Here is a 10,826-nt window from a genome sequence, read left to right as displayed (position 1 = left end):
CGGGCCATGCATTTATGGCCCTCACCTGCGGATAGGAGATTCCGTTGAAAAAGCCGTTCCTTCTCATGCTATTCTTCTTCGTTCTATCGGTCGGAGCGCGTCCCTGTCTGTCGGCGGAGGAGCCGCCGCTCGGGTATCACGGCCATCTTTCGGCCGGGATCGTTCGGCTCAATCAGAATGACCTCGGCGGCGCGATGCAGCAGTTTCGGGAGGCGTTGGCGGAGAATCCGCAGGGGGTCGAGGCGTTCTATTACATCGGCGTGGCGCAGGCTCGGGCCGGACAGTGGGAGGAGGCCGAAAAAGCGTTTAAAGAGGCGCTCTCGCGCGATGCCACCTTTCTTCCCGCCCACCTTGACCTGGGGATTCTCTATTATCAGCTCGATCAAGACGAGGCGGCCCTAAAAGAGCTCGACGTCGTCCAACGGGCCGATCCCGACCGGGCGCGCGTTTACTATTATCAAGGATTGATTTTGCGTCGGGAGGGAAAGTCAAAAGAAGCGGCGGCAAAAATGGAGAAGGCCGCCGCGCTTGACCCCGAGCTGGCGCTTCAGGCAAATTACCATGCCGGCTCGGCCTATTACGAGGCGGGAGATCTGGATTCTGCGCGAAAATCGTTTCAGAATGTCGTGATGCTCCTCCCTGAGGGAGAGACGGCCCAGTCGGCCGGCGAATACCTGGAGCGGATCAACGAGCAGGCCCAGCGGAGAAAGCGATGGGATCTTCTTTTCTCCGCGGGCGTACAGTATGATACGAATGTCATCTTAGAACCGAACCGGACCATCCCCTCGGCGCAGGCGATCACCGACAAAAGCGATCTGGTCGGACTCCTCTTCCTCCGGGGACGCTACCGGTGGTTGAACACTCCCAATTGGACCGGTCAGGCCGAGTATAGCTTTTATCAGAATCTGCACCGGGACAGCGCGCTAAGGGATTTCGACATTCAGAGCCACAATGTCGTCTTCAATGGCGGAAGGCGATTCAGCCGTGCGGAGTTGCTTTTACAATACGAGCTGCAGTTCGCGACACTCGGAGGGGACCGCTATCTGCTGCGGCAGGGGGTCGGCCCGCGTCTGATTATCGAAGAGACCCCGCGGAACCTCACCGAATTGATCTATCAATACGGCGCCAGGGACTTTTCCAATATTCAGCCGCTCTTTCCGACCAACTCCGACCGCGACGTCCATACGAACCGGGCGGGATTCACCCACTACTTCCTCTTCGGGGTGAGGGGAAACGTGCATGCCGGCTACTCCTTCGAACGGGAGAAGGGGGGCGAGACACCGGCGAAAGATGATTGGACCTTCAACGGCAACCGGTTGGTCGCCGGCATCCTTCTGCCGCCGTGGCATCGCCTGACGCTGTCGGTCGATGTCGAATATATTTTGCGCCGCTTCGCCCATCCGAACGAGCAGCCTCCGGGGGTGAGGCGGAAGGACAACGACGGGCTCGCCATCGCCACCCTTTCTCGGGAGCTGACGCGGCATATCGATCTGGCGCTTCAATATTATTACGAGCGGAACAATTCGAACATCCCGCTGTATCAATACCATCGAGGCATTTACGGCGGGATCGTGACGGCTCGGTTTTAACGGGAAGAAACAGCCGCGCCAAACCGTGCGCACCCATGGATGGGGAAATTCGGCGACCTTTCGATCTATGATACAAGCGATAGAGCGGAGGGTCTCGTGGAATGTCTTGTTCAGGGTGCTCAGTCGGCCAGATGATAGCGTTTCAGTTTTTCATACAGCGTCGAGAGGGCGATTCCCAAGCTCTGGGCCACCGCTTTCTTATCCCCTTGATGGGACTTCAGCGCGCGTTGGATCACCTGCTTTTCAATCTCCTCCAGAGATCCGGTGGGGAGCGCCCCTTTCTGTTCTTCCCACGACATCGGCGGGCCCTCCCGATCGGGCGGCCGGAGGAAGAGCAGGTCTTCCGGCCGGAGGGTGCTCCCCTCCATCATCACCACGGCCCGCTCGATGACATTTCTCAATTCCCGAACGTTGCCGGGCCAGCCATGCGCCGTCAGCTTCTCCATCGCCTCGGGCAAAACCTGAATCGACTTCCCCTTGAGGAAATGATCGACCAAAAGGGGAATGTCCTCCTTGCGCTCTCGAAGCGGCGGGAGAAAAATCGGCAAGACATAGAGTCGAAAATAGAGATCTTGGCGGAAGCGTCCCGCCAGCACCTCTTGATCGAGCCATCGGTTGGTCGCGGCGATAATCCGGAAGTCGGAGCGGAGCATCTCATTGCCGCCGACCCGCTTGAAGGTCCGCTCCTCCAATACCCGGAGCAGCTTCGGCTGCATCTCGATCGGGAGCTCTCCGATCTCATCGAGGAAGACCGTGCCGCCGCGGGCCAGCTCGAACGCCCCCTTCCGTTGGGAGACGGCGGTCGTAAAGGCCCCCTTCTCGTGTCCGAAGAGCTCCGATTCGATCAGCTCCTTCGGGATGGCGCTGCAGTCGAGGGTGATGAACGGCCCCTCCGCCCGGGGGCTCAATCGATGCACCTCCTGCGCCACCAGCTCTTTGCCGCATCCGGTCTCGGCTTGGACCAACACCGCGACCTCTCCGCGCGCTCCCCGCTCGATCATCCGGAAGACCTCCTGCATCTTCACGCTCTGGCCGATGAGGCGGCCCAAGGCGGGAGGAGCCAGCGGCTCGGTCGGCTCTTCGAGCTGGAGTTTGAGCTTGGTCTGGCCGATCTGAATTTCCGCGCCGATCTCCGCCGTCGAGCTCTGGATCCGCTGACCGTTGATCCGCGTTCCGTTGGTGCTTCCGAGGTCGCGGACCAAGATCGCCGCGGGGCTTACTTCCATCTCCAGATGGACACTCGAGACCGCCGGGTCCGAGAGCACCAGGTCATTTCTCCCTCCCCGCCCGATCCGGGTGACCCCCTCTTTCAAAGGAAGCACCTTCCCCTGGTCGGGTCCGGCCGCAACCGCGATGCGGGAGCGGATGATCGCCTTTTGCTTCGGCACCCCGCCCCCCGGAAGGTCGAGGGTCGGCTCCCGGGTGATCGTCTCCGTAAACGGCTCTTCGGTCTCCTTCAGCTCGAAGACGAGGCGATAGGCGCCGATCTGGAGGACGTCACCCTGCCGCAAAGGGGCCTCCGAAACGGTCTGATGGTTCAGATCGATCCCCCGGCCGCTCCTGTCCTCCAGGATGAACCGCTTTCCATCGCGGCGCAGGAGGGCATGGTTGCGCGAGATCTCCGGCTGCGGAAGGACGATATGGTTCTCCTGACCGCGGCCGATCCGAACCTCCTTCTCCAGGAGGGTGAAGTTCCAGCGAAATTGATCTTTCAGATAGATTCGAAGACTCGGCATAACAGACTCCCCGACGGCGCGGGGTCTCCGATAAAACGGGGTCGGATGCGACGAAGACGCTTTTTCAAAAATGTCTCTCCGGCGGGTAGTTTAATGGGAAATGAGAAAAGATGCAATGTGCAAATGCCTCGGCGTTCTTCCTCGGTTGAAGTTCCTCTTCCTCCCGTGTTTCTTGCAGTGCTTCTTGACGCCAACTTATCAGAACATCCCTTCCGGAAATCGGAATCGCACTTTCCGAGATTCGGAAAAGGGGCGGCGCGCCATCTCCTCTTTGGTAAGGAAAATTACGTCTGATCGTATAAAGAGGGATCGCTCATCCCAAATAGACATCGGCACACCCTTTGCTTTGTTATAAAGAATCAGACGGTGGGGATGGCGCACCGGCAACGCGAGAATAAACAAGCATAAAAACATTTAAAGCCAGAGCGGCATAGATGTCCGAGCAAGGCGCGATGGTGTTTCAGTAGAGGAGGATGGTAGGGATGGCGCGCGAGGCGTATCAGGGATGGAGAATACCGGTCGGGCCGTGGGACCGCGCAAATAAAACCAAAGGGAGCTGTGCGCTCGCACCCTTGAGCGGACCGCAGGAGACGGCGCTGAAAGCGCTTCATGCGCTGGCGGCCGATCCCCAAGATCCCTTTCCCTCGGCGGCGCGGAACGCCCTTCGGGTCGTTCTGGAAGCGATCCCCTTCGACGCCGCCTGGGTGGTTCGATGCGCGCCCGACACGCACGTAACGGTCGACGGCTATCTTCATCAGCTTCCCGAGGGGCTTCTCGCCCCGCTTCTGACCCCGTCCGCGCCGCTGCTTCAGCCTTTTCATGAGCAGGGATCGATCGCTCTGCGCGGATCCGATCTAAACGAAACGGAGTATTGGCTCAACGGTTCGTTTTATCTGGAGAAGATCGTGCCGCTCGGCCTGATTTATCCTTTGGCAAGCCTTTGCATCGACGAGGCGGGGGGAGAGGTCGGTATGTTGACCCTCTGGAGATCGAAAGGACGGTCCGATTTCTCGCCGCGCGAGTCCCACTTTCTGGAAAGGGCTTCCACCCTGCTCGGCGCACTCTTCCGATATGCCCGGTCCTCGTCACCCGAGCCGGAGATCCCGGCCTGGATGGCCGGAATCGGCCGACACGACGCGCCCGGCGTTCTCGTGCTCGGAGAAGAAGGGGAGTTTCTCTTTATGAATGAATCGGCGGCCGCACTCTTGAACGGCCTCCGGGGTGGAACAGGGAATGTCCCCCGGTTGGAAGAGGGACGGGTGCTGAGGCAGCTTCAGCAGTTGAAGCGGCGGGTCTTTCGTGCCGTCTCGGAGAAGCCGGCGCAGATCGGCACCCTGCCGATCTGCGATCTCCTCTCGCTTCGGGGAAAACGCTTCTCCCTGCGGGGAATCGCCTTGGAAGGAGGGGGCCGGAAGCAGATGACGGTGATGATTCTCATCGAGCCGGTCGAAGAGAAAAGCGGGTCGACCGGATCGGGCCGGCCCGATTTCGGGCTGACCGAGCGCGAGGAGTCGATCTCGAGATTAATCGGTCAGGGGCTGACCAACAAAGAGATCGCGTCGGAACTCGGCATCGGGGTCTATACAGTAAAAGACCACATCAAAAATATCCTAAAAAAAGTCCAGTCCAGCACACGGGCCGGCCTTGTCGCAAAGCTCATGGGGGGACCGGGTCGGACGGCCTAAAGGGGGACCGGTTCCTTTTATTCGACCTGAACGGCGGGTTAAAAGCGCCCGTTTCTACCGAAGCGGCTGGGTAAGCTGAATCAGCTCCGATCCCCGCAAACCGACATAGGAGAGAAAAGAGGCCCCTTTTCCGGCGGCCGGATAAAACTGAACCGGCCCGACCGCTTCGAACAGCGGACCGGGCTGATCGTCGATGATGACCCGCCGCTGCTTCTCTTCGGTCGCATAGTAGACCAGATGCCGTCCGTCGGGACTGAAGCCGGCGATGAAGACATCTTCAAAGGGAGCGCCCGGAACCCCATCGGCGACAATAAAACGCTTTTTGTCTTTTTGCGCCGCATAAGCGAAGCGGCCGCCGTCGGGGCTGAAGGTCAGATGGCCGACCAGCTCATAGTCAGGCCCCACCGCGGCATCAAGGATGACGTAATATTTTCCTTCCCTCACCGCGGCATAGGCGACATGCCTTCCGTCGGGACTGAAGAGCGGGGTGCCCGAGAGGATCTTTTCATATTCGGGACCCGCTTTTCCATCAACGACGACCGAGAGGTGCTGGTTTGTCTTATTCTCAACGACATAAGCCACGCGCCGACCGTCCGGGCTGAGGGTCACCGGCCCTCGGCCGATCGAATCGAACGGAGGACCGGCGACGCCGTCCACCACCACCTGAACCTGCTCGCCCGCCCGATTGACCCAGACGGCATGCCGTCCGTCGGGGCTGAAGAAAAGCGAGCGCGGGAGCGACAACGCGGGATCGAGCGTTGCCAACTTCTTCTCGCTCCCCTCCATTAAGAGGTCGGGAGGATCGGACGTCTCTTTTTGCTCTAGATGCGCGCAGCCGGCGAGGAGACAACCGATTGCTCCAAAAAACAGGGCGATCGAACGTAATTTTCGCTTCTCGATGAGCATCTCCCCTCCTCTATCTTAAAAACCGGAGTATCTTAACACAGCCGTTCCGTCACGACAATCGTGAAGTCTCACCCCTTTCCCTCGATACTTTTCGATTCCACTTTGGATACACTGTATCCTTCCATCTCTCCGTTTTATCCTGTAAATGCGGGCAAATCAGACGTTCGATTGAAGGAAAGGGCGATTCAAATCGGCCTTTCCCCCTGCGCCGCCCTGGGGCGAAGGCAATACCCCTCCGGCATTTTCATTGCAATGAAGAATGACCATCAAAATCAACGTGCCCATTTCCACTCAGATGCGCTGAAGAGGGGATGATGCCGAAAGAAGGTCCGGAGGAGAAGATGGTCGAGGCATTTATTTTATTGCGGCATTCCAGCGAGAGGCTGAGAAAAGAGATGCTCAAGCGGATTGAAGCGTTTGGCGGCGCTCCCCTTTATACCTACCCGTCCGGAACGATCATCGCGAAAATTCCGGCCGGGATGGTCGAGCGGCTGAAAGGCTCCGAAGGGATCCGCTCCGTCGATCTCGATATCATCGACGAACCGCGGCGACGAAGCGCTTCCGCCGATGCCGCATTCGCCATGGCCGCCTGGAATGGGCACCTCAAGCGGCGTCAAGGAGAGCTCTCGGGCCGATAGGTTCCATTCTTTTGATCCAAGAGAACGATCGAGTTGGTGAAAAGGGTCGAATTGGGGATGAGGATCGTCTTCGTCTCGTCCTGCAGGGTGGTATAACGGAGATCGGTCTCGACGACCACACCCTCGAAGCCTGCAACGGAGATCCGGTCGTGCCGTTTGAACGGCCGGTAGATTAGAATTAATAGACCTGCTAAAAGATTTGCGAGGGCATCTTTCAAAGCGAAGCCGAGGGCGAATCCGGTCAGCCCCAAGCCGGCAACCAATGCGGAGACATTGATCCCCGCCGTCCCCAGCGCCGTAATCGCTCCGAGCACAACCAATGAGAGAGAGGTGGTCCGTCCGATCAACGTCAAAAGTTCGGCGCTGAGATGCGAGCGCCGGCCGATCTGGCGCGCCATCTTCTCAACCAGAAGACTCACCACCCAAAAAAAGATAAAGACCAGGAGCGCCACCCCCGCCTTCGGCGCAAACTGGGCAATCTGGTGCGCCAGCTCCCCCAACATTTCACTCAACATCCCAATCCTCCGGACTTCCTCTCCCCTGGACCCATCTCGGACGGCTCAGGGGACCATCCACAATTTGTAGATCAATCCGGCCATGGCGCTTCCCGGAATCACATACAGGATATCCCAATCCCCCTTCCAGAGTCCAACAAAGGCGACCCCGGCAAGGATCGAGGCAAAGAGGTCGACCCCTCCCGTCGACGAAAAGAGGGTGTGTCTGCCGAAGAGGAGCGCCAAATTTAAAATAACGCCGACGACCGCCGCGGTGATCGCAGAGAGGGCGGCGGAGAGGGAGACGTTCCCCCGCGTCTGCTCAATAAAAGGGGCCCCGAGAAAAATCCAGATGAACGAAGGAAGAAAGGTAAAGTAGGTCGCAATCAATCCGCCCAACAGACCCGCTTTGACTGGAGAGAGGCCGGTGGCGTTTGACCAGGCGCCGACATAACCGACAAAGGCGACCACCATGATCAGCGGGCCGGGGGTCGTCTCCGCCAGCCCTAACCCATCCATCATCTCTCCCGGCCGAAGCCAATGATAGTTCTCGACCGCCGCCTGGGCGATGTATGGCAAGACGGCGTAAGCGCCGCCGAATGTCACCATCGCCGCCTTCGAGAAAAAGAGGCCTTGCTGAAAAAAAAGGTCGGCGGCTCCCCGCCAAAAGGCAAGCAGCGCCAGCGGTACGATCCAGAGGAGGAGACCGATCAGGACAACCTGAAGGACACCCAAGAGCGAAGGACGGATCTGATCGCTTTCAAAAGGGGTTGGCGCGCCGACGGTCTTGGCGATCTCTTTTCCTCGGATCACAGTAAAGGCTGCCGGCCAGGACCGTCCCCCGATCAGGCCGATCAGCCCCGCCGCCAGGACGATGGCGGGGAAGGGGACGTTCAGGAGAGCAAGCCCGATAAACGCGAACGCTGCCAACAGGATCATGACCCAGTTCTTTAACACCTTTCGGCTGATCCGGAGGACGGCGGCGGCGACGATCGCCAACACGGCCGCCTTGAGACCATAGAAGAGGGCGGCCACCGCCGGGAGGGCGCCGAAGGAGACATAAACCCAGCTGAGTCCAAGGAGGATGAAGATCGAGGGGAGAACAAAAAAGGTTCCGGCGATGATTCCGCCCCAGGTTCGATGGAAAAGCCAGCCGAGATAGATCGCCAGCTGCTGGGCCTCCGGTCCCGGCAGGAGCATGCAGTAATTCAACGCATGAAGAAAACGATCCTCGGCGATCCATCCCCGTCGCTCAACGAGCTCCCGATGCATGATCGCAATCTGCCCCGTCGGCCCGCCGAAGTTGATGAACCCCAATTGAATCCAAAACCGAACCGCCTCCCCCCAGGTCGGATGACGGACCTCTCCCGCCGGTGTCACGATAAACCCCTCTCGTCCATCGTCATCCTATCTTCTCCGCGGTTCCTGCTCACGGCACGAAAATACCAATTGTGAAAGAGAAATGTCAATGAAGGTCGGAACCGGTCGGGGACGGCAGCACACCTCTGTCTAAAAAGAAGAGCGATTGATCACGGAAGAAAGATCGATTAGTATTGGAAGGGGGAAGAGAAGGAGTCGGATGACCGAGGCACAAGAAGCATACCTGTTCGGCTTTCTGCACGCCGCGCGCCTCCCCGGAGAGCAGACGATCCGCCACCGGGATAAAGAGGTCCTGGAGGAAGCGGCCCGGCTGCTCGCGCTTGCATGCGAATCCCGGAAGATCCCGCATCGGCAGCTCCACCACCCGGAGCGTCCGCTCCATGGCACAAAAACCGAAACGCGCTTGACCCTTCCCGATCCGCTCGCCTCGGAAATCGAAATCACCCTCCCCGCCCTCTTTAAAAAATACCGCCTCCGGCAGTCCGATCTGGAGCGGGGGATCCTCGAAGGATGCGGAACCCTCTGCTACAAAAAATCGACCCGCGGAATCGGGATCAGCTTCACCGCTGCCGACCGGGAATGGCTAGCTGCCCTCCGCGACGAGATCCAAAGGCATCATGCCAGCGAACCGATTGAGACCACTGTAGAAGGACGCCACTGGTTCAGCATTCAAGACACCGAGAGCCGATCGTATGCCGACTGGCTCTACGGCGATCCGGCCGCCCCCCACTCCCCGGCCCGAAGGCGTAAATTGGAGCGGGTGTTGGGACAGCTTCAGAAATCCGACCGGTAAAATCGCCGATGCCTTTTATATTTTTAAAGAGAGGTGCACCGGCATTGGATGACGCCGGTGCACCCAATGTGGCAGGGACTACGAGAGGACTCTCACCAGGGTAGCCGCGATTGTCGGGTTAGGGAGGGTCTGCGTATCGAGCGGTCCCTCTACCCGGACCTGATGATTGAGAAGCTGGTTGACCGCAAGGGTATTCCCATTTTGGTCTTTGATCTCGGTCTGGTTTCCAGTCGTTACGGTATATGACTTCCCCGATGCATCTTTGAGAATGAATCCGGTTGCTGCAGTCCCGTTCACCGTGATCGACTGAACGATCCCTTCGAGACGGGTCGGCCGGACCGTCGGCGCCGCCGCCGGGAGGGTGATCTCCGTGGCAATGACCTGATTTGCTTCGACCGTTCCTTCAACCCCGATTTGCTTTTGAAGCGCCTTCTTCAATGCATCACAGCGCTCTTCGGCGGCGATCTCCTTGTCATCGTCCGTAAAGACCTTCGTCGTTACACCCAAGCTGACGTCGATTTCCCCTCCGCTAAAAGTAACGCGGACCGTCTGACTGTCGCAGCCGACCTTCAGAAGGGTCCCGGCGAATTCAATTCGATGGGTGACCTCCGCCTCCTCCTCGAACCGGACCAAAGAGGCATGAAGGACCCCCTGGTCATCGGCCGTACCGAGAATTTCGACCGTCTCTCCTTCCTGGAGCTGTTTACACGAGGCAACCTGTGCCGCCTCTTTTTCCGCCTCATTATGATCATCATCCTCCAGGTGGAAGGCGCCCCCCTTTAGAATAAAGAGTGCCTCTTCCAAGTGGACGGTAATCGGATCGCCCTGACCCCGGGCCAGTGTCAATGTATGCGCGTCACAGTCGATCGAAGAGATTTTCCCTTCGACCTTCACAACTTCGGTTACCTCCTCCTCGCCTTTGAGTCGGACGCGGACCACCGGCCGAAGGATAAACTTTCCACTTCCGGTCTCGATCAGATGAATCGATTTTCCTGGGACAAAGTCGAAGAGAATCTCGGTATCGTCGCCGGCGTGGATGACCAGATCGTGCTTGAACTGAATGGTGACCCGATGGGAAGGGACAATGACATCGTGCCGCGTCCCGTCGCTGTCGATAAACCAGGCCTCTTCAATTTGAAGGCGCGCTTTGTCGTACCTGCCGGGAGGCAGATCGGCCAGGGCCACCAGATCGGTCTTGCCATGGAGAGACAAGAGATCGACCGATTTGTTTTTGGGTCCGTCGAAGAGGGTCATCCAGTCCCCCTCCTCCGGTTTTAAGGACAATTTGCTGAAGGTGACCCAGATCTCCTTGGCGGAGGTGATGACTTGGCCTTGATGATCGGTAATCTTCTCTTCGTAACGATCGGTCAGGAGAATGGCGGCGCGGCCAGTGCCGGGATCGGCCGCGCTCCCTGAGGTGCCTCCCCCGCCGTTGCAGGAAACAGTCAATAAACTGAGAACAAGTAGACACAAGAGCAAACGGAAACGTAGAGGCATATCGAACATTTATTTCTGATACTCCTTTCTCGGATGCTTGGATACAGTGCTCCTCCCAGACCATCCGGGGGGACATCCCTATCTTAACTTATCCCTTATCGGTTCTTC

Annotated in this window: 9 protein-coding genes; 4 read left to right on the top strand and 5 right to left on the bottom strand. The window is 58.6% G+C overall.

Annotated features, from left to right (window positions below):
• Positions 1-44: 44 nt before the first annotated feature.
• Complete coding sequence (locus HY282_12320) at positions 45-1,589, top strand: tetratricopeptide repeat protein (protein MBI3804534.1); 1,545 nt, start codon at positions 45-47, stop codon at positions 1,587-1,589.
• A gap of 119 nt (positions 1,590-1,708) precedes the next feature.
• Here the strand turns inward: HY282_12320 and HY282_12315 are convergent, their stop codons facing one another.
• The gene (locus HY282_12315) at positions 1,709-3,325 is read right to left on the bottom strand and encodes a sigma 54-interacting transcriptional regulator (protein MBI3804533.1); all 1,617 of its coding nucleotides are present in this window, start codon (positions 3,323-3,325) and stop codon (positions 1,709-1,711) included.
• A 482-nt stretch (positions 3,326-3,807) separates the two neighbouring features.
• On the opposite strand from HY282_12315, the gene HY282_12310 reads away from it, so the two are divergent.
• Positions 3,808-5,010 carry a response regulator transcription factor gene (locus tag HY282_12310; protein MBI3804532.1) on the top strand — a complete coding sequence of 401 codons (1,203 nt, stop codon included), beginning with the start codon at positions 3,808-3,810 and terminating at the stop codon, positions 5,008-5,010.
• A gap of 54 nt (positions 5,011-5,064) precedes the next feature.
• On the opposite strand, the gene HY282_12305 is transcribed toward HY282_12310, so the two are convergent.
• Entirely contained in the window at positions 5,065-5,916 is an 852-nt protein-coding gene (locus HY282_12305) for a PD40 domain-containing protein (protein MBI3804531.1), read from the bottom strand.
• A 311-nt stretch (positions 5,917-6,227) separates the two neighbouring features.
• Between HY282_12305 and HY282_12300 the strand changes: the two genes are divergently transcribed.
• Entirely contained in the window at positions 6,228-6,554 is a 327-nt protein-coding gene (locus HY282_12300; GenBank protein ID MBI3804530.1) for a hypothetical protein, read from the top strand.
• On the opposite strand, the gene HY282_12295 is transcribed toward HY282_12300, so the two are convergent.
• On the bottom strand, positions 6,530-7,057 hold the full coding sequence (locus HY282_12295) for a mechanosensitive ion channel (protein ID MBI3804529.1): 528 nt from the start codon (positions 7,055-7,057) through the stop codon (positions 6,530-6,532). The genes HY282_12300 and HY282_12295 overlap by 25 nt on opposite strands.
• A gap of 57 nt (positions 7,058-7,114) precedes the next feature.
• Positions 7,115-8,431, bottom strand: coding sequence for a chromate efflux transporter (gene chrA / locus HY282_12290; protein ID MBI3804528.1), 1,317 nt, complete (start codon positions 8,429-8,431; stop codon positions 7,115-7,117).
• A gap of 196 nt (positions 8,432-8,627) precedes the next feature.
• Here chrA and HY282_12285 point away from each other — a divergent pair, with 196 nt between their 5' ends.
• On the top strand, positions 8,628-9,221 hold the full coding sequence (locus tag HY282_12285) for a hypothetical protein (GenBank protein MBI3804527.1): 594 nt from the start codon (positions 8,628-8,630) through the stop codon (positions 9,219-9,221).
• Between the two features lie 78 nt (positions 9,222-9,299).
• Here HY282_12285 and HY282_12280 read toward each other — a convergent pair whose 3' ends face one another.
• On the bottom strand, positions 9,300-10,727 hold the full coding sequence (locus HY282_12280) for a DUF4382 domain-containing protein (GenBank protein ID MBI3804526.1): 1,428 nt from the start codon (positions 10,725-10,727) through the stop codon (positions 9,300-9,302).
• Positions 10,728-10,826: the final 99 nt, after the last annotated feature.

This window comes from Candidatus Manganitrophaceae bacterium (assembly GCA_016200325.1).
GTDB lineage: Bacteria > Nitrospirota > Nitrospiria > SBBL01 > Manganitrophaceae > Manganitrophus.
Note: the sequence above shows the minus strand (reverse complement) of the source record. Positions and strands in the feature narration are given on the sequence as shown.